This is a genomic window from Rhizobium subbaraonis, assembly GCF_900220975.1.
Taxonomy (GTDB): domain Bacteria; phylum Pseudomonadota; class Alphaproteobacteria; order Rhizobiales; family Rhizobiaceae; genus Mycoplana; species Mycoplana subbaraonis.
This window is the reverse complement of record NZ_OBQD01000029.1, coordinates 1-25,768: the sequence shown is the minus strand read 5'-3', so window position 1 is coordinate 25,768 and position 25,768 is coordinate 1. Positions and strand designations below refer to the sequence as shown.

Here is a 25,768-nt window from a genome sequence, read left to right as displayed (position 1 = left end):
GATCAGTGATTTCTTGAAAGGAATAACGATGAACCTGTTTGGCTCTTATGATGTGGTGGTGACCGGCGCCGGTTCCTCCGGAATTGTCGCAGCCATCCGCGCGGCTCGCGAAGGGGCTAGGGTCTTGCTGCTGGAAGGCACCGGTTTCCTCGGCGGGCTGATTACCGGCGGACGGCTGACCAAGCCCACCGGTCTTATCAACTCGAAAATATTCGAGGAGATGCTGGATCGTTGTGTAGGCTATCGCGGCGCCGACGGGCGCATCCGCGAGTCCTATTGGGGCAAGTACACGGGCACTTTCGATGCGGAGGTGATGCAGCGCGTCATCATCGAAATGGTGGAGGAATCGGGGGTCGAGGTCCTGCTGCGTGCCAATGTCGTGCAGACCTTGACGAAGGAAGGCGCAGTCCATGGACTTCTGATCCGCACCAAGTCCGGCGAAAGCATCGTTCTTGCCAAGGCGTTCATCGATGCTTCAGGGGATGGTGACGTTGCAGCGCTCGCCGGCGTGGATTTCATGCTCGGGCGCGAGGGCGACGGGCTTACCCAGCCCATCACCTCCTATTTCCGGGTGCTGAATGTCAACGTGCCAGCCCTTGTCGCCGATTGCGAGGCCAATCGCGACGATATGTGGGAAGTCGTCTATCCGAAGGAGGCGGGCGACCGCAACGAAGACTACGCCATGGCCGTCTTGCTGACGGGCTTCCAGCAACGCATCAAGGACAAGGTGGCCGAGGGGTTCAACTGGATCATTCCCAAGGATCACATCACGATGAAGACCGGCCTGATCCCCGGTGAGATCAGCGTGAACGTCACCCGCTTCCAGGGTAACGGTCTCGACGAACGAGATCTCAGTCGAGCGGAGATCGAAATCCGCAAGCAGGCCTATTGCGCCTTCGACTTTCTGCAGCGGTATGTAGAGGGCTTCGAAAATGCCATCTTCCTCGAGGTCGCCCCGAAACTTGGCGTGCGAGAGACGCGCCGCGTGACGGGCCAGTATGTCTTGACCGAGGCGGACGTTCGCGGCAACCGCCGGTTCGAGGATGCCATCGGCCTGTGCAACTCGCCTGTCGACGTGCACGAGCCCGGCGGCAGCCGCGCCATCATGGATCACGTGGGTGTGGGTTACGGAATTCCCTACCGCAGCCTCGTGCCTATGAAGATCGATAACCTCCTGCTGGCCGGCCGGTGCATCTCCGTGGACGAGATCGCGTTCGGTTCAACGCGAAATGTGCCGGCCTGCACGATGACGGGCGAGGCGACGGCAATCGCCGCTGCCTTGGCCGCCAGGCGTGGCGTGCTGACGTCTGTGATTAGAGCCGAAGAGGTGCAGGCGCGCTTGCGCGAACTCGGCGTCTGGCTTGGGACGCCCGAGGAATCCGTGCCGGACGTCCTCCGCCAGGTGAGCTGAGCGGAGGCAGGCGAGGGCTAGCTGCACAGGAGCGTAACGCTCAGGTTGAATGGCTTGTCGCGCCGATGCATCGAGTCACGATCAAGATTGCGGCCGTGACCGCGCCCAGGAAAGCCTGCGACGTTGATATGCGCGGGGGCTCGCCCGCTTTTCATCGGCGGAAACAGCAGACCCTGGGAAAGCTCGATCCCGATCCCGAGCCCGACCGCTCGGCCCGGGCGAGAGGCGGATCTCGGCGAAAGAGTGCGCTGCGCCGGCCGGCCAAGCCTGACAGCCGCCGGTGGAACCACGCCCACATCGCGTACAGTTCCCGCATATGGCCGAAAAGCCCCAGCATCCGAGGTGATCGGTAGCGAGGCGACGCCCGCGCACGGTACCCCGGACTTTTGCGATCTTGCCACTGACGTACGGGCCGGCATTTAGTCTCCAAAGATTGAGCCGGCGAGAGCCCGGGCCTGGGGCGTGCCGATCGTGGCCAATCTTGCCCCAGGGATCCAGCGCCTGCTGGATGCGTCGATCCGTGCGGTGTTCATGGCGATGATCGCTGCCTCCCTTGCTGAAGGGCTGTCGCTGGAGATCAGCTAATCCGAACGCGCCTCATTGTTGTCGCTACCGTTCTCGGCACACCGGCCTCGTGAAGTGCGCAATTACTATTGTAAATTAAATAATACATGTGTATGGATCGCTGTGTGGGCTTTGGGTTTAGGGAGCAAGCCCCACACGGAGCCCTCGTTCCATCATTCGGGCGGGAAGGAATTTTCGCCTGCTCCAAGGGAGGTCATCATGAAGAAACTTGTCACGCTTCTGGCGTGCGCGGCATTTGCGCTGCCGGTCGCCGCCTGGGCACAGGACGCAATCGGAACCACCAAGAAGGACAGCTATCGCTTCGTCGTCGTGCCGAAAGTCGTGCATCCGTGGTTCGACAAGGTGAACGAAGGCGCGCAGGCGGCCGCTGCCGCGATCAAGGCGCAGACCGGCTCGAACGTCGAAGTCATCTACTCGGCACCGCAGTCTGCCGACGTTGTCCAGCAGAACCAGATCATCGACAGCGCGCTCGCGACCCAGCCCGATGGCCTGGCGCTCGACCTGCTCGACCCATCCGGCAACCGCGCCTCGCTCGAAGAAGCGCAGTCCCAGAACATTCCGCTGGTGATCTTCGATTCGGTCCCGCCGGAAGGCATGGCGATCCCGTATATCGGTTCCGACTTCTGCGAGCAGGCGAAGATTGCTGCCCGCCGCCTCGTCGAAGTTCTCGGCGGTGAAGGCGAAGTCGCAATCATGCAGGGCGTTCCGACCGCACCGAACCACTCGATCCGCGCGGAGTGCCACCGCCAGGTCTTCGCCGAACATCCGGGCATCAAGGTCGTTGCCGAAGGCATCGACAACGACAGCATCGAGACGGCCCAGCAGCAGGCAGCCGCCATCATGCAGGCCAACCCGAACCTCAAGGGTTGGGTCGCGTCCGACGCCGCCGGCCCGATCGGCATCGGCCAGGCAATCGTCGAAGCCGGCAAGCAGGGCAAGGTCACGCTCGTCGGCCTCGACAACCTGCCGGAAATGCTCGACATGATCCGGGAAGGCGTCGCAGACAGCTCGTCCGCCTCGCAGCCGGAACTCCAGGGCTATTGGTCAGTCATGATGCTCTGGGCGCAGGCGACCGGCGCCAAGGTTCCAGGCTATCTCGACACCGGCAACGCCTTCCTCACCAAGGAAAACGTGGACGGCTGATCCTTCACGTGCGGGTTGCCACGAGGCGCGGGCTTTCCGCGCCTCTTCCATCTCAATACGGCGCTGAGGTGCCCAATGGCCTATCTTGAAACCCGCGGCCTCGGCCGGGACTTTCCCGGCGTGACCGCACTCGACAATGTCGATCTCTCGATCGAACTCGGCCGCACTCATATTCTCGCAGGCGAGAATGGTGCAGGCAAATCCACCCTCGTGAAGATCCTGACCGGCACAGACCGGGCGTCGCGCGGCGAGGTCCTGATCGATGGCCGCAACCCGGCCGACGAACCGGACCTCTACAAGAACGTCGCCTACGTGCCGCAGGAGCTCAATCTCTTTCCGCAGATGAGCGTTGCGGAGAACCTGTTCATGCCGTTCAGCCGGACGGGGCATGGCGGGGTTGTCGTCAATCGTGGTGCCCTCGTGGAAGAAGCCGGAAGCTACCTGGAGCGCTTCGGTATCGAAGCCGATCCCCGCGAGCTGGTGGCGAACATCTCGGTCTCTGACCAGCAACTGCTCCAGATCGCACGCGCCTGCACCAACGCAAACATGAAGGTCCTCATCCTCGATGAGCCGACGTCGTCGCTGACGCGCGTGGAGGTGGACCGCGTCTTCAAGGTGATCCGCGGCCTGCTCGACCGCGATCACGCCATCGTCTTCATCAGCCACAAGATGGACGAGGTGTTTTCGATCGGCGACGATTACACCGTCCTGCGCAACGGCGAGAAGATCGAGAGCGGCAGGATCGCCGATATCTCCGAGGCAGAGCTGATCCGCGCCATGTCCGGCCGCGACATCACCTTCGACGAACATTTCCGCCCTCAAGTCGCCGTTGGCGACACGATCATGAATGTGCGCGGGCTTTCCGGCGCGCGTTTCCGGGATGTCAGCTTCGAGCTGCGCCGCGGCGAAATTCTGGGCTTTGCCGGGCTCGTCGGCGCCGGTCGGTCGGAAGTGATGCAGACGATCTTCGGATACCTCAAGGCCAAGGCCGGCGAGGTTACGGTTGAGGGCAAGCCGTGGGCGCTGAACGACACGTCCGCCTCCGTTGACGGCGGCATGCTGTATCTCTCCGAAGAGCGCAAACATCACGGCATCTTCCCGCTGCTGTCGCTACGCGAAAACATCGGCATTTCGATCCTGTCCCTGACCAGGGGATCGCTTGGCATCAGCGGGACCCGGGAGCGTGAAGCCGTCCAGAAGATCATCGACGACTACGGCATCCGCACATCGGGCATGGGCAAGCGCATCTCGCAGCTCTCCGGAGGCAACCAGCAGAAGGCGATCATCGGCCGGGCCATGGCCACACGTCCGCGCGTACTGATCTTTGATGAGCCCACCAAGGGCATCGACATCCGCACCAAGACCGAGATCTACAAGATCATGAAAGGTCTGGCCGAGGAGGGCGTCGGCGTCATCCTCGTATCCTCGGAGCTCGACGAATTGAAGAAGTGCGCAAGCCGCATCATCACGATGCACCATGGCCGCATCACCGGCGCGTTCGACACCGCCGAGACAAACAATGAAACACTCGTAGGCGCCATCTTTGGCACGGAGGCGAAAGCCGATGCAAACTAAACCCCTGGCACTCCTGACGCGCAGCCCGCTCGCCGGCGTCTTCGTCGCGCTCGCCGTCATCTTCACGCTTTCCGCGCTGATTTCTCCCTATTTCCTCACGCCCTATAACCTGTCGGTCATCGCGCGCGGTCTCGCCTTTGTAGGCCTCATCACCATCGCGCAGTCCATGCTGATGGTGCTTGGCGAACTCGACCTGTCGCTCGGCGTGATCGGCGGCCTGTGCGGGGTCATCTCCGGCATCCTGATGGTCCGGCTCGGCCTTGAACCCTACTCGGCCATGCTGCTTGCCATTCTGCTTGGCGCGTGTCTCGGTCTTATCAACGGCTTGCTGGTAACCGTCCTGCGGCTCCATTCGCTGGTCTTGACGATCGGCACTGCCGGCATCTTCGGGGGCGCAAACCTGGTGCTGACGCGTGGCGTCGCGATCACCGGCATTCCGCGTGACGTACAGTATCTGGGCCGCGGCGACTTCCTCGGCATGCCGGTTCCCTTCGTGATCATGCTCGTTGCCCTTGCGGTTGCCACCTTCGTGATGCTGAAGACGCCCTTCGGCCGTTACATGTACGCCATCGGCAACAACCAGGCCGGCGCGCGCATGCTCGGCATCAAGGTCGACAAGATCCGCCTTCTCGTGTTCGTCGCCGCCGGCGCAATCGCAGCCCTTGCCGGCGTGCTGATGGTCGCCCGCCTTGGCACCGCACAGCCTTCGATCGGCGAGACCTGGGTGCTGGCGCCTATCGCGGCCTCGGTCATCGGTGGCGTTGCCACGACCGGCGGCATCGGCAGCCCGATCGGCGCGATTTTCGGTGCCGGCATCATCGCTATCATCGAGAACATCATCGTGCTTTTCGGCGTCTCGCCCTATTGGCAGGGCATCGTCTCGGGTGCGATCGTCGTGCTTGCCATTTCCTTCGACGCCATTTCCCGCCGCTATCTTCGCCGCGACGCTTGACGCAGCCGGCCGCATCGATCTGACGAGAGACAAGAGAATGAACCAGGAAGTCAAAACCAAGAAGCTGATCAACGCGCCGGAAAACATCATCGCGGAGATGATCGAAGGCATGGTGGGCGCCCATCCCGAAATGCTGCGCGTGGAGGGGCAGACCGGCCGCGCGGTCGTTGCGGTGGACGGCCCCCGCGACGGCAAGGTGGGCATCGTCGTCGGTGGCGGTTCCGGCCATGAGCCGGCCTTCGCCGGCTATGTCGGCCGCGGCCTTGCCGACGCCGCAGCCGTCGGCAACGTCTTTGCCTCGCCCTCTCCGTCGCACATCGTAGAGGCGGCCCGGGCCGTGGATGGCGGCGTTGGCGTCGTCATGCTTTACGGCAACTACACGGGTGACGTCCTGAACTTCACCATGGCGGCGGAAGAGCTGGAACAGTCAGGCGTCCCCGTGCGTCACGTGGCTGTTGCGGATGACGTTGCCTCCGCTCCGATCGAGCGCAAATCCGAACGGCGCGGCATTGCCGGCGATTTCTTCGTCTTCAAGGTCGCCGGTGCCGCCGCAGATCTTGGCGAACCGCTGGCGCGGGTCGAAGCGCTTGCCCAGGCCGCCAATGCCGCGACCCGCTCGATGGGGGTCGCGCTCAGCCCCTGCTCCCTGCCGCAGACCGGCAAGCCGAACTTCATGATCGGCGACGACGAGATGGAAATCGGCATGGGCCTCCATGGCGAGCCCGGTATCCGCCGGCAGAAGCTGGCGCCGGCGGACGAAGTGACCGACGAACTTGTCGATGCGGTGCTCAAAGAGCTCGATGTTAAGGCGGGCGAACGGGTTGCCGTTCTGGTCAACGGTCTCGGCGCCACCTCGCAGATCGAACTCTACGTGATTTTCCGTCGCGTCAAACAGCGTCTCGACGCGCTCGACATCCAGATTCATGCCTCGTGGGTTGGCGAGTATGCAACATCGCTTGAAATGGCCGGCGCCTCGGTGACGCTGATGAAACTCGACGATACGCTGCAGGCGTTGCTCGATCATCCCTGCCGTACGCCGGCGCTTGTCGTCGGCGCCTTCGAGAAGACCGACGACGTTGCGGCGCGTAGCCGCAAGGCTGTGAAGGTGGCCGAGAGTGCAGCAGCGGTGCAGGAGAAGCCGCGCGTCCTCATCACCGAGGGCGACGTGACGCCCGCAGTCTTCAAGACAATGATGCACGCGGTCGGTGACCAGATCATCGCCGAGAAGAACTGGCTTTCCGAACTCGACGGCGTGATCGGCGATGGCGACCACGGCGTGACAATGGAAATCGGCTGGAAGGCCGTCCAGCACGCGCTGGAGGACACGCAGGAGGACGAGACGATCGAGGCGATCTGCAAGCGCATGGCGAAGGCGTTCCTCGATGCGGTCGGCGCCTCCTCCGGCCCACTTTATGCCACCGCCTTCCTGCGCGCCGGCACGGCAGTCGGCGACCGGCTGAACCTTGATGGCACCGGGATGGCCGAGTGGCTCAGCGCAGCCTGCCAGGGCATCCGTGATCGCGGCCGCGCCGAGCCTGGCGACAAAACGATGATCGATGCCTGGGTGCCGGCAGTGGAAGCTGCGACGCAGGCAGCCAAGAGCGGGGCGACGTCACTTGAGGTCCTGGTCGCCGCGCGGGACGGTGGCGAAGCGGGCATGAAGGCGACGGCGGCGCTGGAATCGCGCCGTGGCCGCTCCGCAAAGCTCGGCGAACGCTCCATCGGTCACATCGACCCCGGCGCGGCTTCGACCTTCGTCACGCTGCGCGCCATGACCGAAGCCCTGCGGAAGGCGCTCGGATAAAGGGCGACTTCAGCGCGGGCCTTGCAGAAGGGCCCGCGCGACACCTTCGTTGGTCACGAGCCGGTTGACGTATCCGGCCCGCAGGACCGCCCGGATGATCGGGATCTTGCGGATACCACCGGAAACCAGCACGGAAATGGGCTTGAGCTTCATCTTGTCGGGGGGGAGGGCGATGATCGAATCGTTCAGGAAGTGATCGATCGGCTGGCCGCGCGCGTCCAGGAACCATCCCATGAATTCCCCGACGGCGCCGCCTTTCAGCACCGCGTCGAGATTGTCCTTCACCACGCGGATCTGTGTCAGTGATGTATCCTGCGTCAGCGCCCCGCAGGATACGATGCCGATATCGGCGATCTCGGTCCGTGCAAGGACATCCGTCAGTTCGTCGTTGAGAAGGATCGCGTTCCGGCTTTCGGGATTGGCGCAATAGATTGGTGCGGTCAGATAGTGACATTCGACGCCAAGCGCCCGCGCGAACGCGGTCGCGACTTCGAAAGTATTGGTGGCCGAGCCGCTGGTGACGCCGCCGGTCAGGCCCACCACCCAGCTTTCGGACTTGGGCCGGGCGCGCAGGCTGCGGACCGCAAAGCTCAAGGTGCGCCCCGAACCAATGCCGACACCCATGTCGCGACCTTCGATCAATTCGCTCGCAAGTGATCCGGCGGCTTCGCCGATCACCCGCTTCTGCTCCAGATAGTCGTCGAGATCGGGCACCACGACGGTGCCGGCCAGGCCGTAGCGGGCAGAGACCTTTTCAGCGAGTTCGATACAGTCCGTCAGAGGCAGGCTGACATGGACCTGCACGCTGCCGGACTCCCGAACCTGGCCGATGATCTTGTTGACCTTCAGCCGGGTGATGTCCATGCGCTGGGCGATTTCCTGCTGGGTTTGTCCGCCGATGAAATAGAGCCAGGCGACACGAGCGCGCTCCAGGTCTTCGTCGAAGTGTCCCCAATCCTGGCTCATGCAGCGCGCTATCCCCTCACGTTTGTTTCCTTTTCGATACGCCACTTATGATGGGATGGGCAACCGGGTTCTCGGTAACGATCGGGGAAGGGGCCCCGGATCAAGCCGGAGCGCCTTTTCGTCAGGGATGAATAAGGAAAAGCCAAGGCCAGTCTTCTCCCCCTTGATCGTTGCCGCCATTCGTCGAAATGCCATTTGCCGACGCACGCCGCATCGCCCAGCCCGTTATGCGCAGGTTTTCCGGCAGCATTCAGCCTCGGCAAAAATCGCTTGGTATAAAGGTCAGACGCGTGGGTGAGCTAGCCAGGGACGTGAGCTTGGCGAACAAGCTCGTGCTTGAGACCTGCCGTCTCCAGCCCCAGTTCGATGAACCGGTGGGCATGGCGGGCAAGTGCGACATTGTCGTCCCACAGGTTGCGCCAGATGGCGGTCTTGAGTGACAGGTCCCTGTCGACAATGGTCGACGAGAAGGATTCAAACGTCACGTAGTCGTCCCAGCCGATTGACGCCAGCGCATCGAAGATTGCCCGGAAGTCGATCGTGCCCGTGCCCAGATAGCCGCGATGGCTCTCGCCGATGTGAATGTAACCGATCTTGTCGGCGGCGTGGCGGATCGCGAGACCCACGTCGGCCTCCTCGATGTTCATGTGGAACGTGTCGAGATGGAGGAAGACGTTCGAGGCGCCCGTGTCGCGGATATAGGCCAGGCCCTGCGCGGCCGTGTTGAGCATGTTGCTCTCGAAGCGGTTGACGATCTCGAGATTGAGCGTAACGCCTGCCGCCTTGGCGCGCTCGGCCACCTTCGCAAGTGCTGAAACGCTGGTGTCCCAGCCCTTGCGGGTGAGGGCGTGTTCCTGCTTGCCGTGCGCGGAACTCAGGATGCCAGCAAGCTTGGTGCCGCCAAGGTCGCGCACGAGGGCCACGGCGCGGTCGAGAATGTCGATGCCGTTGGCGACGATCGTGGCGTCGTCGCTGGAAATGTCGCCTTCCGGGGGCAATCCCATGCTGACGGCCACGTCGAGGCCAAGTTCGCGGATGCGGTCGGCAAGCCAGGCGACGTCGACCTGGCTGGGGTCGAGATAGGAGAATTCGATAAGCTTGTAGCCGAGCTTATGTGTGTTCTCTAGCGCCGTTTCGAGCTCGTCGCGCGAGGAACCCGCGCTCCAGACGAAGGAATGTACACCGATCTTCGACATATGCCGGCCACTTTCTGCAGGGGATTGAAACGGGACGGTCGGGCACCCCGCCGAAGCCGGCGTACCCGACCGTCTGGGAGGAATGTCAGCGGGCCGCGGTCCAGCCCTTGTAGTCCTTCACGTTGTCCGCCGTGATGAGCTGCGGATCCAGCAGGACGACCGGTTCGGCCGGCTTCTTGCCGTTCAGCACCTCGACCCCGAGCTCAAGAGCCTGGCCGGCCATGACGTAGGGATCCTGCGAGGCCGAAGCCTTGATCATCGAGTTGCCGCTTGCGAGCGACTTTTCGATGTCGGGTGCGCCATCGACTGCGGTAAGGAAGAACTCGCTGCGGTTCAGCTGCTTGGCGGCGAGTTCCGCACCGATCGCCGTCGGGTCGTTGATTGCGAAGACCGCGTCGATCTTGTCGAAGCGGGTAAGCAGGCCCTGCATCACCGCAAGGCCGCCGTCGCGCGAGCCCTGGCCGTTCTGGTCATCGGACAGGATCTTGATGTCGGCGTGTTTTCCGAGCGCCTCCTTGCAACCCTGGACGCGGTCGAGGATCGAGGAGGAGGCCGGACCGTTGATGATGACAACGTCTCCCTTGCCGCCGAGCTTTTCGGCGATGTAGTTGCAGGCCTCTTCGCCGGCCTTGACGTTGTTGGTCATGACGGTGACGTCGGCACCAGGCGCCGAGACGTCGAAGGCGGCGACCACGACGCCCGCGGCCTGGGCCTTCTTGACGGCTGGCGCAATGGCTTTGGCGTCAACGGCGTTCAGCATGATGATGTCCACGCCGGCGGCGATGAAGCTGTCGATCTGCGAGACCTGCTTGTTGAGGTCGTAGTCGGCGGAAACGGAGATGACTTCGACGTTCGGGTTGATCTCCTTGGCGCGGTCCTCGATGCCCTTGATCGTGGCGACGAAGAATGGGTTGCCGAGCAGGCCGACCGAAATGCCGATCTTGTTCAGGTCCTTGGCGGCAGCGGGCATGCAGAGTGCTGCGGCCATGGCGGTGCCGACGAGCAACTTGGACATAAGACGCATGTTTTCCTCCATTGTGGCGCGTTTGGCGCCGTTGTTTCCGGTCGCCGACCGGTTCATTCAGCCGGACCTCACGTCCGGCCAAGCCCCTTGAGCCTGTATCGATCGAGGCCGACGGCGACGATGATGACGAGGCCCTTGATGATGTACTGCCAGATGTCCGAAACCCCCACGAGAATGAGGCCGTTGGAGAGCACGGCGATGATGAGCGCGCCGATGAGCGTGCCCCAGATTGAGCCGACGCCGCCCACGAAGCTGGTGCCGCCGAGAATGACAGCTGCGATCGCGTCGAGTTCGTAGGCCTGGCCGAGTTGCAGGCCGTTCGCTGCATAAAGCCGGGCGGCCGACATGGCCCCGCCAAGGCCGGAGAGCAGGCCGGACATCGAATAGACGAAGAGCAGCACCAGCGGCACCTTGATGCCGGTCAGCCGCGCGGCTTCCGAATTGCCGCCCACCGCGTAGATCCAGGTGCCCAGCACGGTACGCTTGAGAACGAACCAGGAGACGAGGATCGTCGCCATGGCGATGACCGCGAGCCAGGGAATCCCGAACAGCGTTCCATTCCCGATGAAGTCGAAGGGCAGATCCGCATTGAAGACGGTCGTATCGTTGCCGAGCAGGCGCGCCACGCCGCGAATGGCGGTCAGGGAGCCGAGCGTGACGATAAAGGGCGGCAGCTTCAGCCATGCGATGATCGCGCCGTTGAGGAAACCGCAGGCAAGGCCGGCGGCGATCGCCGCGGGGACGCCGAGCATGCCGAAATCCGGCACCAGTGAAACGATCACCGCGATCATGGCGGAAGCGGCAAGGATCGAGCCGACGGAGAGGTCGATGCCGCCCGTCAGGATGACGAAGGTCATGCCGGCGGCGAGCACCGTGTTGATCGACGCCTGCTGCATGACTATGGACAGGTTGTTGACGGAAAGGAAGCGGCCGCTGAGCAGATGGAACCCCACCGCCAGCAGAACGAGGACCGGCAGCATGCCGAGCGCCGTCAGCGTAGAGCGCAGTTTGAGCTTGTCCGTCCGGGCCTGTTCGGTATCGATTGCGCTCATGATTCCGTTCCGTCTTCTTCCGTTGCCTTTTTCACGCTGCGTGGCCGGCGGTGCCAGTTGCCAGCGCCATGATCGCTTCCTGCGCGATGGGTGCCTCTGCCGAACCGAGGATCTCGCCGGCGATGCACCCCTCGCGCATGACCAGGACGCGGTCCGCAATACCGAGGATTTCCGGCAGGTCGCTGGAGATGACGACGATGGCAACGCCGTTCTGGGCGAGCTCGTCGATGATGCGGTAAATTTCCGACTTGGCGCCGACATCGACCCCGCGCGTCGGCTCGTCGAGGATGATGACCTTGGGCTTCGTCTCCAGAAGGCGCGCGAGCAGGGCCTTTTGCTGGTTGCCGCCCGAAAGTGCGCCCACATTGACCTGCGTGCCGGCCGTGCGGATCGACAGCGACTTCACCGCATCCGCCGCCCGCTCTCTTGCCTTCGCGAAGTCGAGCACGCCTCCGGTTTTCGCATCACCGGCGATCACGCCGATGTTGATGTTGTCGCTGATCGACATGTCGAGGAAGAGGCCGAGCGTCTTGCGGTCTTCCGTGAGGTAGGCGATGCCGGCGTCGAGCGCATCGCGCGGAGAGGTGATCGCGAGCGGCTTGCCATTCAACGAGATCTCGCCCGAGGTCTTGCGGTCGGCGCCGTAGACAAGGCGCGCCAGTTCCGTGCGACCCGAGCCCACGAGGCCGGCAACACCCAGCACTTCGCCTGAGCGCACGTCGAAGGAGCACGCGTGCACCTTGACGCCGTCACCGACATTTCTCGCCGAAAGCACGGCGGCGCGTTCGCCTGTCACCTGCCGGTGCTCCTTCTTGTAGAAGGACGAGAGGTCGCGGCCGACCATCATCGAGACGAGCTTGCTCGCTGAAAGCTCGGCGCGCTCAAGGGTGCCCACATAGGCGCCGTCGCGCAATACGCTCACCCGGTCGGAGAGCTGGTAGACCTCCTCCATGCGGTGGCTGATGTAGATGATCGCGATACCGTCCGCCTTCAGGCGCGCGATGACGTCGAAAAGCTTGTCGGTCTCGCGGCTTGTCAGCGAGGTCGTCGGCTCGTCCATGACGATGATGCGCGCACTGGTCGTCAGCGCCCGGGCGATCTCCACCATCTGCCGTTCCCCGAGCGAAAGCTCCGCCACGCGCCGGGCGGAATCGAAGCCGATGCCGAGCTGTTTGAGGATCGGTTCGGCGCGTCGGGCCATTTCCGCCCGGTCCGCAATGCCGAAACGGGACGGCTCGTTGCCGAGAAACATGTTCTGAGCGACCGTCAGGTTCGGCGCCAGCGAGAGCTCCTGGTAGATGACGGCGATGCCATATGCCTTCGCCCGCAGGGGATCTCCGAGCACGACCGGTGCGCCGTCGATGAGCACTGAGCCTCCCGGATCCGCTGTATAAGCCCCCGACAGTATCTTCATCAGCGTCGACTTTCCGGCGCCGTTCTCTCCCATCAGCGAATGCACTTCGCCGGGGTGGACGGTCAGGCTGACATTGGAGAGCGCCTTCGACGCCCCGAACGTCTTGCTGATATCGCGCATTTCGAGGAGCGGATGCTGCTGGTTCGCCGTTCCGGTCATGCGCGCTTCTCCTTTGCTCCGTACCGCTGACCGGCGGTCATCGCATCGACGTGCCGGCGCCATTCCCTCCGATAATTCTCAAGGCCTGCGATGGTCGCCGGGTTGGCCGCGGCGCAGTCGTTGACGAAGGGGTTGCGGCCGGCGGCGTCGAATACGAGGGCCGCTGCGCCGAAGGCGCTGCCCTCCGGGTTGGCGCTGGTGTGCACGGCCTGTCCCGGTCGCAGAGCTGCGAGCACGGAGGCATAGAGGCCCGTCTTCACCAGTCCGCCATCGATGACGATCGTGTTTTTCGAGCCGATGAGGTCGAGCGACAAGTCGGTCATCAGTGCGACATAGAGCATGGCGACGGCGGCGCGTTCCTCGCCATCGACATGAGGGCCGATGAAGCGGCCCTCATGGCCGGGCATTGGACCGCCGGGGGCGAAGGACGGCAGGGCGTAAGCTCGCTGGGCGATGACCGACGCGACGGCTTGCGCGGAGACCGGCTTGGCCCAGCCGCCGCTCGCAACGTCGTATTCCCGCCCGCCCATGAAGCGGATGGTTGCGACCGGCTGGTGGTCCACCGTAACATTCGCCAGCATGTCGCGGGCCGCATCGAGCGTTTCGAGCGGGCTTGCCGGGTTGAAGATGATGACCCAGGTGCCCGTCGATACCAGCGTGAAATCGGAGAACTCGAGCGATCGGTAGAAATAGAGCGCCGCGTTGCTGTCATGCACGCCATTGTGCACGGCGACGTCAACGGTACGCCCGTCATCGAGCCGAACGGCATGGGTGCCGATTGCGCTGCCCGCGCGTGCGAAGTCCGGCATCTTGCGGCGCCAGCCCATGCGGTCGACGAGGCTGCTGAAGTCGTCCTTCAGCGGCGCCCAGAGATTGGAATGGCAGCCCAGATAGGAGACTTCGCAAACCGCGCGGCCGGAGAATTTCCAGCTCCAGAACTGCGGGTAGGACAGGATGGCATCCGCCTTTCCGATCAGTGCCGGATCGCGCGCTTCGAGCCACAGGAGATGCCGGCCGTAGTTGAACCCGAGAGGCAGGGGCGGTGAAAAGGTCTCGCCGAAATCCGGCGCCATCGTATCGATGCCGGCGGCGATATCGGCCGGCGGCTCCTGCTCGTAGTCCAGGATGGCGTGGAGGAGCCTGTCACCGGACGTCAGCGCGAAGGTACAACCATGGCCGGAGAACATGATGCGATCGACGCCATGCGCCGCGACGACGCGGGCGAGTTCCCCCGTCATCCAGTCGAAGAGCGCGGCCTCGTCCAGTACGCGCAGGTCGGCTTCGATGCGCCAGACAGGGCGGGTGCGCGCCTCATCGATCACCTGGCCGTCCGCAGAGATGACAAAGAGTTTCGAGTTGGTCTTGCCGAGATCGAACACGGCGACGGGGTTTTGGCTCAACCTGCGCCTCCCGTCGTCGCGATCGTGATGGTGACACCCGCCTCTTCCAGCATCTTGGCAGCGACATCCGTAAGGCCGTCGTCGGTGATGATGGTGCCGATGCGCGAAAGGGCCAGCACGGTGTTGCGCGGCTGGATGGAGAATTTCCGGCTGTCGGCGAGCAGAACGATTTCGTCGGCGCAGGCGGCAAGCTCGCCGATCACCTTGACGAGCAGGGGGTGGGATTCGAGCAGGCCCTTGCTGCTGATGCCCTGCGTGCCCACGAAGAAGCGCGAGGCGAAGAAGGCCGGCGAGCCGGCCGCCGCATCGTGGATGATGCCGGGCTCGCGGTAGAGCTCGCCGCCAGCCAGCGAAAGCTGGCAGGTGCCATGCTCGCCGAGATAGGCGGCAAGCGGCATGGAGTTCGTCCAGATGCGCAGGTTGCGTTGCGCCAGCAGGATGCCGAGCTGGTAGCAGGTGGAGCCCGCATGGACGATGATGGAATCGCCGTCGCGCACCAGACCGGCCGCCATGGCAGCAATCGCCCGCTTCGCCTCGACGGCGATATCCCTGTTCTCGTCGTAAGGCCGCGCGGACAGGCGTGCGCTGTCGCCGGCGTCGATGGCGGAAATACCACCATAGACCTTGCGGGCACGGCCCAGCTCATGAAGCTTGTCAATGTCGCGGCGGATTGTGGCGGGAGACACACCGACGTGCTCCTGAAGATCCCGCACCGAGGCAAACGGGGTCTCGCGCAGCAGGTCGATGATGGCTTTGTGGCGCTCAGTGTCGTTCACGGCCTCTCCTCCCGGCGTCTCCCTCGCCAGATGAATGAAGATAATCACAGATGATTGGTTTTATCAACATATGTGACGATAATTATTCACGGTTGACGATTCATGATCATGAAAATACCATCACATGCAAAGTTCGATCACTCCTGCAGCCAGGCGGGATGTCGCGGAACGAAGGTTCAAAGGGAGGAGGCCTGCATGGCTTCGGGCATTCGGTCGGAGGACATTCCGGCCTTCGAGGCATTTCTCGATCTTTCGCAGCAGATCGGCAGCGATATGCTGAAAACGCAGGGCGCTGGCGGCAATACTTCCTTCAAGCGCGGCGACGTGATGTGGGTGAAGGCATCGGGCACTTGGCTTGCCCATGCCGGCGCGCGCGACATCATGGTGCCGCTGACGGTGGCGTCGCTGGTGGAGGCGTTGCAGCAGCGGGATCCGCGCGCTGAAAAGGCGACTGACTTCATCGTCTCCGACCTGAATGCCTCGGGGCTGCGGCCGTCGATCGAGGCGAGCTTCCACGCCGTGCTGCCACAGGCGGTCGTTGCCCACTATCATTGCGTCAATGCCATTGCGCTGTCGGTTCTGGCCGAACGGGAGAAGCTCATCGCCGAGCGTCTTGCGACGCTGCCTGACCTGACTTGGGTGACGATTCCCTACCGCCGCCCCGGCACGCCGCTTGCCCGCGAGATCGCGAGCGTTGCCGCAAGCCGCCCGGATATCCTGGTTCTCAACAACCATGGCATCATCGTCACCGGCGAAACGGTGGAGGAAGTGAGCGAGCGCATCGCACGCGTCACCTCCGCCCTGTGCGTCAAGGAGCGCCCAGCCGCACCGGCCAACCCTGCGGCCCTGAAAGCCCTGGCGGAAGGATCAGACTTCCACGCCGCAGAGGATGCCGAAAGCCACAAGACGGCACTGAGCCCGGCGAGCATCGCTTACGCCACAGGCGGTTCGCTCTACCCCGACCACGTCATCTTCCTCGGCACTGAAATCGGCGTGCTCGGCCCCAGCGAAACGGCAAAAGACTATTGCCAGACGCGCCGTGCGCAGCACCGCGCCATCCCCAAGATGCTTCTCGCCCCCGGTCTCGGTGTGTTGCTGGCGAACGAACTGACCGATGGGGGACGCGTCATGGCCCGGTGCCTTGCAGAGGTCGTCGCCCGCATTCCCGAGGAGGCGGCCGTCGTCTACCTCGGGCCGGAGCAGGAGCACGAATTGACCCATTGGGAGGCGGAGCAATACCGCCAGGCGCTCGACCGCAAGGCGAGCCAACGGGCATGAGCGCGACGGCGATGCCCGCAACCGCGCTCGGGATCGATCTCGGCACGTCCGGGGTGCGCGCGGCCGCGCTTGCTGCGGATGGCACGCTTCTCGACATGGCTGCTTTCTTATTTCCTAGCGCGGACGCGGGACGCATGCCGGCCATCTGGTGGACGGGCGTGCAGTCCTGCCTTGCGGAGCTTTCTGCCCGCCTGTCGTTCGCCGCTATCGAAGGCTTGGCTGTCGATGGCACGTCCGGCACGGTGTTAGCGCTCGATGCTGACGCCCAGCCGATCGGCGAGGCGCTGATGTACAACGATCCCTGTCCGGAGCAGGCAATCGTCGAACAGATCGCCGCACAGGCGCCGGCTGATAGCCCGGCCCGCGGGGCAACGTCCGCGCTTGCCCGCGCCATCCACCTGTCGCGTCGGCGCGGCGTACGCAAGGTCGTCCATCAGGCGGACTGGATTCTCCTGAAACTCGGGCTCGCCGCGCCAACGAGCGACGAGAACAACGCGCTGAAAACCGGCTTTGATCTCGCCAACGGCCGCTGGCCGGACTGGCTGGAAGCCTGCGGCATGGACATCGCCTTGCTGCCCGCTGTCGAGCGCGCCGGCATGCCCCTCTCGGCGGTCGGGCCGGCGGGACGGGCGTTCGGCCTTCCGGCCAACTGCCGCTACCATGCCGGCACGACCGACGGCTGCGCTTCCTTTCTGGCGACGGGCGCCTCGGCCATCGGCGACGGCGTCACCGCCCTTGGCTCGACCCTGGTCGTCAAGCTGGCCGCCGCCCGGCCGATCGACGCCGCCGGCTACGGCATCTATTCACACAGGGTCCTCGATTTCTGGCTCGCGGGCGGTGCGTCCAATTCTGGCGGCGCTGTCATTCGCAGTTTTTTCGACAACGAACAGCTGGAGGCGATGACACCCCTTCTGCGGCCGGATGTGCCGACCGGCCTTGCCTATTATCCGCTTGCAAGGCCCGGCGAGCGTTTCCCCGTGAACGACCCCTCCTATCGCCCGCGGCTGGAGCCGCGCCCGGCCGATGACGTCGTGTTTTTCCAGGCGATCCTCGAAGGCATCACCGCCATCGAGAAATTCGGTTACGACCGCCTGGTCGAGCTCGGCGGCCCCGAGGTCCGCTCGGTGCGCACGGTCGGCGGCGGAGCGGCCAATTCCGCCTGGACGAGAATGCGGGAAAAGGCACTCGGGGTGCCCTTCCTCGCCACCCGGTCGGCTGAAGCGGCCGTCGGCACGGCCTCACTGGTTCTTGCCGGAAAGGCCCGGTGGTCATGAGCCTCGCACCATGGACGACCCTCGCCACCCTTGCCGAACGCTACGATGCGTTTCTCGTGGACCAGTTTGGCGTGTTGCGGGATGACGAGCGGCCGTATGCCGGTGCCAACGAGGCTTTGCTCCGGCTGAAAGCATCCGGGAAAACCGTCATCCTCCTCTCCAATTCCGGCCGAAGCGGCGACTACAATGCCGAACGCCTCGTGAAGCTGGGCTTCGACCGCGCGGGCTTCGACCGTTTCCTCACCTCAGGCGATGTCGCCCGCGATATCCTTGCCCACGAGACGGCGGGCTCGACAGCGACGCGTTGCCTGACCATCTCGAGCGGCGGCGACCGCAACCTCTCAGACTCGCTCGGCTTCCAAAGCGTCGAGGACGCAGCGCTTGCCGATATCGTGATCATCTCGGGCAGCGAGGCGGAAAGAACGCCACTCTCCGCCTACCGCAAGCGGCTGGAGCCAGCCGCGCGGCGGGGCGTGCCTTGCTACTGCACAAATCCCGACCGCCACAAGCTCGTCAAGGGTGGCGTCACCGCACCGGGCGCCGGCAGTATCGCGCTCGCCTATCAGGATCTCGGCGGGCCCGTCCGCTGGTTCGGCAAGCCCTATCCCGAGATATACCGGCAGGCCCAGTCTCTGCTTTCCGATATCGCCGACCATCGCATCATTTGCATCGGCGACAGCATCGAGCACGATATCGCCGGCGCCTGCAGGGCAGGTTTGGCCTCATGCCTTGTTCGGACGGGCGTACTCGCGGGCAGCTCCGAAGAAGACCTGGCTGTGATCTCCGAGACGCATGGCGCACGTCCCGGTTTTCTAATGGAACGCTTTATCGTTTAAAGGGTACGCGGCGAACCGGGTTGCGGAAGAGCAGGGCGGGACATGGCGGCGTCGCTCACATCTGGCGGTGCGGCGGAGCGCGCGGGGTGTGATGCGCTTAAGATCTGCAGCGCAATGCGAGCGTTCGGTCTCAATTCGCGGCCTCAACCCGTTTCTTGCGAGCTCAGCCTGAATTTCACCTGCCGCAACCTTATCACGACCTTCCCAAGCTAAGGCGCTTCAGAGCGGAGCTTGCGGACGCACAATTTGCACTTTACGCTGCCACCGGCATGCAGCCTCGGATGTGGTGCGAAGAGCCGAACAGGATGAACTGGTCAACCGGCTTGTCAGCGTCGTCACAGCAGATCCCGGATCAAGTTGCTTCGCTTGCAATCTGCCAACCGTGAAAAGACACACCACCCTCCATCGAGACGGTCATGACATCAGAACCAGGTGCTGTCATTGCGATCCCCGCCCTGCCAAATCTGCGAGATTTGGGTGGTTGGCAGGCCGCTGGCGGTCGTCGCGTGACTTTCGGAAAGGTATTTCGTTCGACTGATCTCGATAGGCTTGAAGAACAGGGCCTGGTCGCATTTGCTCGGCTTGGCGTGAGAACTGTCGTCGATCTACGCACTGCGGCAGAGCGTAAAGCAAAACCGGATCGTCTGCCTCGGGACGCCGCGAGCTCGTCTGTGATGTATTGGGCGATGCCCCGAATGCCGCGCCTGCACTACTGCCGGAGACAATGGCTGATCCGAAGAGCGCGGCGCGGATACTCGGTGGCGGCAAGGCAGAGGCGATGTTTGTGCGGGGGTATCGCGACCTGGTTTCGCTCCCGAGTGCGCTGGAAGGATATAAAATGTTCTTCCATACGCTCGCGGACGGCGCGCTTCGCCCACTTCTTTTCCATTGCACCACAGGCAAGGATCGAACCGGATGGGCGGCAGCGGTTCTTTTGACCGTTCTCGGTGTTCGCCCGGAATACATTCACGCGGCATTCGAAGAGGTGCAAAGTCGCTTTGGCTCGATGGACAACTATCTTTCTGACGGGCTTCGACTGAATCACGAAATGCAGTCTCATATCCGTGACGTGCTGACAGAGGTCGCGATATGAGCGAGTTGACCGCCATCGATATTCTGATCAAGCCGGATCAGAGAGCCCTTGATCACGCAGCCGCACAAAACAGGCTTCTGAGGGCGGGATACGCGGAAGGCTTCGCGCTGGACGATAGCCATCAACCGCACATCACGCTGCTTCAACGCTATGTGCGGTCGACGGAACTCGAAGCCGTCTTCAGCGCGATCGAGCGTCTCCTGCGGACGCACGACGTCAGTGCGTTGTCGTTTCGCGCCACCGCACTTCGCCACATGCCTGTCGGCGCGTTGCCCGGAGTAGGAATTGCCGCCATCGTCGTGTCGCCGAGCCCCGAAGTCTTGGAAATGCAGCGTGCTCTCATTGACGCCCTCAAACCATTCACGGCATCCGGTGGCACCGCCGACGCGTTTGTGGTCACTCCACAAGATCGGCAAATCAATACCGACACGCTTGCCTATGTGGAGAAATACGTCCCGGACCATAGCGGCCCCAACTACATTGCGCATCTTACCGTGGGGCTGGCGCCGCTCGACCTGCTCGGCCAGATCGAAGCCCAGCCTTTCGAGGAGTTTGCCTTTTCCCCATCTGCGATCGCCGCCTTCAAGCTCGGCAACAACGGAACAGCGCGGAGGGAACTCAAGGCATGGCCTGCAGTCCCTTCTTTTCCGGGAAAGACCGGCCGCGATCCTACCTGAGGGACACAGCCGAACACCGAACGCCGTCACGATGTTTCCGTGCGCGAAAACGCATTGTGGCCAGTGACGCCCTGGTCTGCCCCAAAGATACGTAAAGGTCTTCGACCGCTGTGTCTGGGAACGTCTTCCGGACGCGAGGGGGCGGCGTGTCATTCTTGTTGATCGATGGGCTTAAACGGCGCTTAGGGCCGGAAGAAAAAAGCCTCTCCGCCACGAACGAATAATACTTGACTCCGGTTGTCATGATACCATAGCGTGCATTTTGGTTCCATGACGCGCCCGGGACGCGTGTACGGCAGTGCCGCGCCGACGTCCTCCCGTTCGTGGGAATCGCAGGCATTGCAATCCTTGATTGCATCAGAACTATTTCGCGCGTATGTGGGCGCAAGGAGGAGCCGCATGGCACATCAGAAGGCTGTCTCGCACCGTATCGTCTTAGCTCCGCATGCCCAATTGCGGTGTCGCTAGGGTCCTCGCGGACCTATAGCCGACACCGGCCAGGGCCCGGGCCGGTCATGAAGTAACTCTCAATCGATTGGCGCGCCGCATGGGCGCCATCACAGGAGCTTATGAAATGGCTAACATTACGATCGATGCCAGCAGCGCAGGCAGTGCCGGGCTTGATGTGAACAGCTACCTTGCCGACTTTGGTGGTGGCTTCGGTTCTATGAACCGCGGCTGGTTCGAGAACCTGACGGGCCCGCATCCGAGCTTCGGTTTCCAATCCGGTTCCGGCTTCACGGGCGCGTTTGTGGCTGAAGGATCCTTGACCTATGATCCCTTCGGCGATCACGTTCTGAAAGGTAGCTTGGATTCGATCGATTTCGGCAGCACGCTGAATTGGGGAACGGGAGCCGGATGGACGGTGTTCGTCCCGCCGGAAGTAAACTCCGGAAACGTGTTGACGATCAGCGGGCTCGACATTACCGGCTCATCCACGGCGACCGATCCAGCCCACTCCATCGTGTTCGGCCTCGCCGCTGGCGATGATACGGCGCTCAGCAACTACCTCTTCGAGACCACGGCCAACACCCTGACCTTCATCGGCAGCACAGGTGCCGATTCTATTACCGGCGGCGGCGGCGCTGACACCTTCACCGGAAACGGCGGTGCGGACAGCTTCATCTTCGCCGATGCCGCGCATGCGAACGGTGACACCGTCACCGACTTCGTCAGCGGGACCGACAAGATCGGGCTCGGATGGAATTTCGCATGGGATAGCGCGCTCGATGACGCGGGAGACGTCTACTACGACTCCGGCGTGCTGATGGGCTTCGATGCCTCGAACGACTACTTTGAACTCGCGCTTGCCACGGTCGCTTCGACAGATCTCTTCAGCGCCTAACTATTTTTAATATCGACATTTTTCAGCCCGTCAGAGTGCGGGCTGGATTTTCGCTGTCCGCACCAACCTTCATGAGAAGGCGGACCCATCCTGGAAAATGAGAGGGAGTGAGCCGCCATGGCCGCAGGAAATTCCATTGTCACGATTGAACCATGGCCGCTGGTCGTAGAGGAAAACACCGCAGTCGGAACTGTTGTTGCAACAGTGACGGTGTCGGATCCCGATGGCGTGGCAACCAGCGCCGTTGGCCTCCAGGTCATGAGCTCGCCCTACTTCACAATTGAACGGACCAGCGCGACAACCGGCAATCTGGTTGTCAAGGGCCCGATCGACTACGAAGCTTTGGAAAGCGGTACGATCAACATCGATATCCGGATCCGCGATACCGGATCGCCCGCAACCTTCGACATTCATCCCTTCACGATCTCGATCTCCGACCAGCTCAATGAGGGGGATCAGCCGCCGCACAGCGTGACTTTGACAAAGGCTGTCGACCGGACGGACAACGGTGTTGCCGCCAACAGCATTGGCGAAGATTTCATAGTCGGCAATGCAATTGCGACCGTCTCCGCCGTCGATCCCGAAGGCGGAGCACTGAGCTACACACTCGACCCTTCAAGCTCGGACAAGTTCGAGCTTCAGATGCGCGGTGGCGTTGCCACCCTCGTTCTGAAAAGCGCCGTCGATTACGAGACCGCGACAACCCACACCATCATCATCAACGTCCAGGATGAAGCGGGAAACATCACACAGAAGACGCAGGAGATCGGCATCGTCAATGTGAACGAGGTGTCCGGGCCGCAGCTTTCCGCCGATTCGGTGGCTGAAAATGCCGCGGTCGGCACGGTCGTCGGCACCCTCGAAGCCACGAATGCGGCTGGCCTTCCGGTCACCTATTCGATTGTCAACATCGCCGGCAACCCGGTCGCCAACGCCTTCTTCACGGTGGTCGGCAATGAGTTGCGCGTCGCTGGCGGGCTGGATTTCGAGACGCTTGCGAGCCACAAGCTTTCGATCAAGGCTTCTGCCGGCGCAGACTCCGTGATTTCGGACTTTACGATCAATGTAACCGACGTCAACGAAGCGCCGATCGATATCGCGCTTGACCTTTTCCGGCCGGTCACCGAGGCAGACCGCACCGGCGCTGTTATCGGTACGCTGTCGGCGACCGATCCGGAGGGAGACGCGATCACCTGGTCGCTGCCAACACTCAACACCGGAAGCAACCTGACCCAGGATCAGAGGAACGAGAACAACACGCTCTCCACATTCAAGCTGGTTGAGAACGAGGACGGAACGGTCGGCGTCCGGCTGCTGAAGCCGCTCGACTATGAGCAAGGGACCAGCAACGGCCTGCTCGGAAACGGTCAATATGCGCTTGTCGTGATCGCCACCGACAAACAGGGCAACCAGACCAAGCATACCCTGTATGTTCAGGCGGAGGATGAGCACGTCAAGTTTACCGGCGCGCCGACAGGCAAGGACTATGCCGGTGTGGTCGAGAACGTGGAGGCCGGCACCGAACTAGGCTACGTCAAATCGTTCGATGGCAGCTTCACGCCGGTCAGCGTTGAATTGACCGACGATGCTGGCGGCATGTTCGAGATCAGGAGCCGACTTGTCGGCAGCGAAACGCGCTACTATGTCGTCACCAACGGCGTGATCGACTACGAGGCCGAAGTCAGCCATTCCATCACGGTCAAGGCGACCGACAGCAGCGGCATCAGCCACGAAAAGACGATCGACATCAAGGTCATCGATGCCGCCGAGGCGGGCGACACCGCGCGCGGTACCATAACCATCGATGCCGACACGGCTCTGATGGCTCAAGACGGCGGCGTCAACTGGGATACCTACCTGGACGAGATGTATGCCAGGACCACCGGCGGCCTTCCCGCAGGCGTGACCTTCGCGCCCGCGACATCAAGCGAATATGTCTACAACACGAGCTCGGACGGCACCCTGATATCGCTGAAGGGCAACGATCTGACCTACTGGTGGACTGACCCGGTCACCGGCGAGGATGTCCATGTGGTCGGCGGCACCGTCACAGAACTGACCTTCGGAAATGGCACCTATGCGGGCAACGTCGCCGAGGTCAGCGATAAGGCCCTCAGTATCACCGGGCTCGACGTCTCCAACGGTTCAGGTCTGATGGAGCGGATCTACGGCGAGGCCAATGCGTTCGCCGCCGCCTGGATGCACGGCGCCAACAACGCCGATAATCCCGCCGAGATCGCCTTCGTCAAGGCGGTCCTCGCGTCATACGCCCAGACGTTTAAAGGTTCTGCCGGCGCCGACACGTTCACGGGCAGCATCTTCAACGACACGATCAACGGCAACGGCGGCAACGATGTCCTGTCCGGCGGTCTCGGCAACGACAAGATCGATGGCGGTGCGGGCACCGACACGGCGGTCTATGCGGGCAAGTCTACGGACTATGCGCTGAAGCTTTCCGCCGACGGCAAGACGCTCACCGTCACCGACAAGCGCATGAGTGAGGTCAACGAAGGCATCGACACCCTGACCGGCGTCGAGCGGCTGCAGTTCTCCGACAGGACCATCGATACCCCGGTCAATGCCGCGCCGACCGGGCTGTCGCTGTCGTCCACGGCTGTCAAGGAGAACGTCGCCGTCGGCACCACGGTCGGCACGCTCTCGGCCAAGGATCCGGAAGGCAAGGCGCTGACCTACACGCTGACGGACAACGCCGGCGGCCTGTTCAAGCTGTCCGGCAACAAGCTGGTCACCGCCAAGGCGGTCGACTACGAGACGGTCAAGTCCGGCAAGGTCACCGTCGCGGTCTCCGACGGCGTCAACAAGGTGGCCAAGACCTTCACCATCGGCGTCCAGGACGTCAACGAGGCCCCGACGTCGCTTGCGCTCTCGAAGTCGAGCGTCAAGGAGAACGTCGCCGTCGGCACCACGGTCGGCACGCTGTCGGCCAAGGACCCGGAAGGCAAGACGTTGAGCTACAAGCTGACCGACAATGCCGGCGGCCTGTTCAAGCTCGATGGCAACAAGCTGGTCACCGCCAAGGCGGTCGACTACGAGGCGGTCAAGTCCGGCAAGGTCACGCTCGCGGTCTCCGACGGTGTCAACACGACTTCCAAGACCTTCACCATCGGCGTCCAGGACGTCAATGAGGCCCCGACGTCGCTTGCCCTGTCGGGCACCAGCGTCAAGGAGAACGTCGCCGTCGGCACCACGGTCGGCACGCTTTCGGCCAAGGATCCGGAAGGCAAGACGCTGACCTACACGCTGACGGACAATGCCGGCGGGCTGTTCAAGCTCGACGGCAACAAGCTCGTCACCGCCAAGGCGGTCGACTACGAGGCGGTCAAGTCCGGCAAGGTTACCGTCGCGGTCTCCGACGGCGTCAACAAGGTGGCAAAGACCTTCACCATCGGCGTCCAGGACGTCAACGAGGTCGACAAGGCGCCGACGTCGCTTTCGCTGTCGGCCACGACGGTCAAGGAGAACGTCAAGACCGGCACCACGGTCGGCACCTTCTCGGCCAAGGATCCGGAAGGCAGGACGCTGACCTACAAGTTGACCGATACCGCCGGCGGGCTGTTCAAGCTGTCCGGCACGAAGCTCGTCACCGCCAGGGCGGTCGACTACGAGAAGGTGCAGAAGGACGCCGTCACGGTTGCCGCGTCGGACGGCGTCAACACGGTGAGCAAGATCTTCACCATCACCGTTGCCGATAGGGTCGAGACGATCGCCGGCACGGCGAAGGCGGAGACGCTGAAGGGCGGCCTCGGCGCCGACCTGATCAAGGGCGGGGCCGGCAACGACACGCTCT

Annotated in this window: 19 protein-coding genes and 1 pseudogene; 13 read left to right on the top strand and 7 right to left on the bottom strand. The window is 63.0% G+C overall.

What is annotated here, in order from left to right; translation table 11 throughout:
- The first annotated feature begins 28 nt into the window (after positions 1 to 28).
- From CRO48_RS27840 to dhaL, 5 genes are all read left to right on the top strand, one after another.
- On the top strand, positions 29 to 1,411 hold the full coding sequence (locus CRO48_RS27840; protein WP_097142960.1) for an FAD-dependent oxidoreductase: 1,383 nt from the start codon (positions 29 to 31) through the stop codon (positions 1,409 to 1,411).
- Positions 1,412 to 2,194: 783 nt separating this feature from the next.
- A complete protein-coding gene (locus tag CRO48_RS27835) occupies positions 2,195 to 3,139 on the top strand; it encodes a substrate-binding domain-containing protein (RefSeq protein WP_097142959.1) in 945 nt (314 codons plus the stop codon).
- Between the two features lie 75 nt (positions 3,140 to 3,214).
- Positions 3,215 to 4,714 carry a sugar ABC transporter ATP-binding protein gene (locus CRO48_RS27830; protein ID WP_097142958.1) on the top strand — a complete coding sequence of 500 codons (1,500 nt, stop codon included), beginning with the start codon at positions 3,215 to 3,217 and terminating at the stop codon, positions 4,712 to 4,714.
- A complete protein-coding gene (locus CRO48_RS27825) occupies positions 4,704 to 5,666 on the top strand; it encodes an ABC transporter permease (protein ID WP_097142957.1) in 963 nt (320 codons plus the stop codon). The genes CRO48_RS27830 and CRO48_RS27825 overlap by 11 nt, the downstream gene beginning before the upstream one ends.
- Positions 5,667 to 5,703: 37 nt before the next feature.
- A complete protein-coding gene (dhaL, locus tag CRO48_RS27820) occupies positions 5,704 to 7,470 on the top strand; it encodes a dihydroxyacetone kinase subunit DhaL (RefSeq protein ID WP_097142956.1) in 1,767 nt (588 codons plus the stop codon).
- Between the two features lie 9 nt (positions 7,471 to 7,479).
- Here the strand turns inward: dhaL and CRO48_RS27815 are convergent, their stop codons facing one another.
- From CRO48_RS27815 to CRO48_RS27785, 7 genes are all read right to left on the bottom strand, one after another.
- Positions 7,480 to 8,436 (bottom strand): sugar-binding transcriptional regulator, encoded by a 957-nt coding sequence (locus CRO48_RS27815; protein ID WP_097142955.1) that lies wholly within the window; start codon positions 8,434 to 8,436, stop codon positions 7,480 to 7,482.
- A gap of 299 nt (positions 8,437 to 8,735) precedes the next feature.
- Positions 8,736 to 9,632: a sugar phosphate isomerase/epimerase family protein gene (locus CRO48_RS27810; RefSeq protein ID WP_097142954.1), complete on the bottom strand. Its 897-nt coding sequence runs from the start codon at positions 9,630 to 9,632 to the stop codon at positions 8,736 to 8,738.
- A gap of 85 nt (positions 9,633 to 9,717) precedes the next feature.
- Positions 9,718 to 10,656 (bottom strand): ABC transporter substrate-binding protein, encoded by a 939-nt coding sequence (locus tag CRO48_RS27805; RefSeq protein WP_097142976.1) that lies wholly within the window; start codon positions 10,654 to 10,656, stop codon positions 9,718 to 9,720.
- Positions 10,657 to 10,724: 68 nt separating this feature from the next.
- Entirely contained in the window at positions 10,725 to 11,708 is a 984-nt protein-coding gene (locus CRO48_RS27800; RefSeq protein WP_097142953.1) for an ABC transporter permease subunit, read from the bottom strand.
- A gap of 31 nt (positions 11,709 to 11,739) precedes the next feature.
- Positions 11,740 to 13,281, bottom strand: a complete 1,542-nt coding sequence (locus CRO48_RS27795) for a sugar ABC transporter ATP-binding protein (protein ID WP_097142952.1) — start codon at positions 13,279 to 13,281, stop codon at positions 11,740 to 11,742.
- Positions 13,278 to 14,681: an FGGY-family carbohydrate kinase gene (locus tag CRO48_RS27790; RefSeq protein WP_097142951.1), complete on the bottom strand. Its 1,404-nt coding sequence runs from the start codon at positions 14,679 to 14,681 to the stop codon at positions 13,278 to 13,280. The genes CRO48_RS27795 and CRO48_RS27790 overlap by 4 nt, the downstream gene beginning before the upstream one ends.
- Positions 14,678 to 15,457 carry a DeoR/GlpR family DNA-binding transcription regulator gene (locus CRO48_RS27785; protein WP_097142950.1) on the bottom strand — a complete coding sequence of 260 codons (780 nt, stop codon included), beginning with the start codon at positions 15,455 to 15,457 and terminating at the stop codon, positions 14,678 to 14,680. Before CRO48_RS27785 ends, CRO48_RS27790 begins: the two co-directional genes overlap by 4 nt.
- 195 nt (positions 15,458 to 15,652) lie before the next feature.
- Between CRO48_RS27785 and CRO48_RS27780 the strand changes: the two genes are divergently transcribed.
- From CRO48_RS27780 to CRO48_RS27750, 8 genes and pseudogenes are all read left to right on the top strand, one after another.
- The gene (locus CRO48_RS27780; protein ID WP_097142949.1) at positions 15,653 to 16,735 is read left to right on the top strand and encodes a class II aldolase/adducin family protein; all 1,083 of its coding nucleotides are present in this window, start codon (positions 15,653 to 15,655) and stop codon (positions 16,733 to 16,735) included.
- Entirely contained in the window at positions 16,732 to 18,009 is a 1,278-nt protein-coding gene (locus CRO48_RS27775) for an FGGY-family carbohydrate kinase (protein WP_097142948.1), read from the top strand. The genes CRO48_RS27780 and CRO48_RS27775 overlap by 4 nt, the downstream gene beginning before the upstream one ends.
- Positions 18,006 to 18,845: a TIGR01459 family HAD-type hydrolase gene (locus CRO48_RS27770; protein ID WP_097142947.1), complete on the top strand. Its 840-nt coding sequence runs from the start codon at positions 18,006 to 18,008 to the stop codon at positions 18,843 to 18,845. Before CRO48_RS27775 ends, CRO48_RS27770 begins: the two co-directional genes overlap by 4 nt.
- A gap of 416 nt (positions 18,846 to 19,261) precedes the next feature.
- Positions 19,262 to 19,444, top strand: a pseudogene (locus CRO48_RS33575) (tyrosine-protein phosphatase); the annotation flags it as partial.
- Between the two features lie 125 nt (positions 19,445 to 19,569).
- Positions 19,570 to 19,938, top strand: coding sequence for a tyrosine-protein phosphatase (locus CRO48_RS33320; RefSeq protein ID WP_280952701.1), 369 nt, complete (start codon positions 19,570 to 19,572; stop codon positions 19,936 to 19,938).
- Positions 19,935 to 20,615 carry a hypothetical protein gene (locus CRO48_RS27760; protein ID WP_097142946.1) on the top strand — a complete coding sequence of 227 codons (681 nt, stop codon included), beginning with the start codon at positions 19,935 to 19,937 and terminating at the stop codon, positions 20,613 to 20,615. The genes CRO48_RS33320 and CRO48_RS27760 overlap by 4 nt, the downstream gene beginning before the upstream one ends.
- Before the next feature lie 547 nt (positions 20,616 to 21,162).
- Entirely contained in the window at positions 21,163 to 21,960 is a 798-nt protein-coding gene (locus CRO48_RS27755; RefSeq protein ID WP_097142945.1) for a heme acquisition protein HasA, read from the top strand.
- A 117-nt stretch (positions 21,961 to 22,077) separates the two neighbouring features.
- Positions 22,078 to 25,768: cadherin domain-containing protein (locus tag CRO48_RS27750; protein ID WP_210202035.1), on the top strand; the 3,691-nt coding region annotated here is incomplete at its 3' end.

Coding starts and splice junctions, on each gene's coding strand:
- CRO48_RS27815 (WP_097142955.1), bottom strand. CDS start 8,436: ATGAGCCAGGATTGGGGACACTTCGACGAAGACCTGGAGCGCGCTCGT.
- CRO48_RS27835 (WP_097142959.1), top strand. CDS start 2,195: ATGAAGAAACTTGTCACGCTTCTGGCGTGCGCGGCATTTGCGCTGCCG.
- CRO48_RS27800 (WP_097142953.1), bottom strand. CDS start 11,708: ATGAGCGCAATCGATACCGAACAGGCCCGGACGGACAAGCTCAAACTG.
- CRO48_RS27780 (WP_097142949.1), top strand. CDS start 15,653: ATGGCTTCGGGCATTCGGTCGGAGGACATTCCGGCCTTCGAGGCATTT.
- CRO48_RS33320 (WP_280952701.1), top strand. CDS start 19,570: ATGGCTGATCCGAAGAGCGCGGCGCGGATACTCGGTGGCGGCAAGGCA.
- dhaL (WP_097142956.1), top strand. CDS start 5,704: ATGAACCAGGAAGTCAAAACCAAGAAGCTGATCAACGCGCCGGAAAAC.
- CRO48_RS27755 (WP_097142945.1), top strand. CDS start 21,163: ATGGGCGCCATCACAGGAGCTTATGAAATGGCTAACATTACGATCGAT.
- CRO48_RS27830 (WP_097142958.1), top strand. CDS start 3,215: ATGGCCTATCTTGAAACCCGCGGCCTCGGCCGGGACTTTCCCGGCGTG.
- CRO48_RS27840 (WP_097142960.1), top strand. CDS start 29: ATGAACCTGTTTGGCTCTTATGATGTGGTGGTGACCGGCGCCGGTTCC.
- CRO48_RS27760 (WP_097142946.1), top strand. CDS start 19,935: ATGAGCGAGTTGACCGCCATCGATATTCTGATCAAGCCGGATCAGAGA.
- CRO48_RS27795 (WP_097142952.1), bottom strand. CDS start 13,281: ATGACCGGAACGGCGAACCAGCAGCATCCGCTCCTCGAAATGCGCGAT.
- CRO48_RS27775 (WP_097142948.1), top strand. CDS start 16,732: ATGAGCGCGACGGCGATGCCCGCAACCGCGCTCGGGATCGATCTCGGC.
- CRO48_RS27805 (WP_097142976.1), bottom strand. CDS start 10,656: ATGCGTCTTATGTCCAAGTTGCTCGTCGGCACCGCCATGGCCGCAGCA.
- CRO48_RS27770 (WP_097142947.1), top strand. CDS start 18,006: ATGAGCCTCGCACCATGGACGACCCTCGCCACCCTTGCCGAACGCTAC.
- CRO48_RS27810 (WP_097142954.1), bottom strand. CDS start 9,632: ATGTCGAAGATCGGTGTACATTCCTTCGTCTGGAGCGCGGGTTCCTCG.
- CRO48_RS27825 (WP_097142957.1), top strand. CDS start 4,704: ATGCAAACTAAACCCCTGGCACTCCTGACGCGCAGCCCGCTCGCCGGC.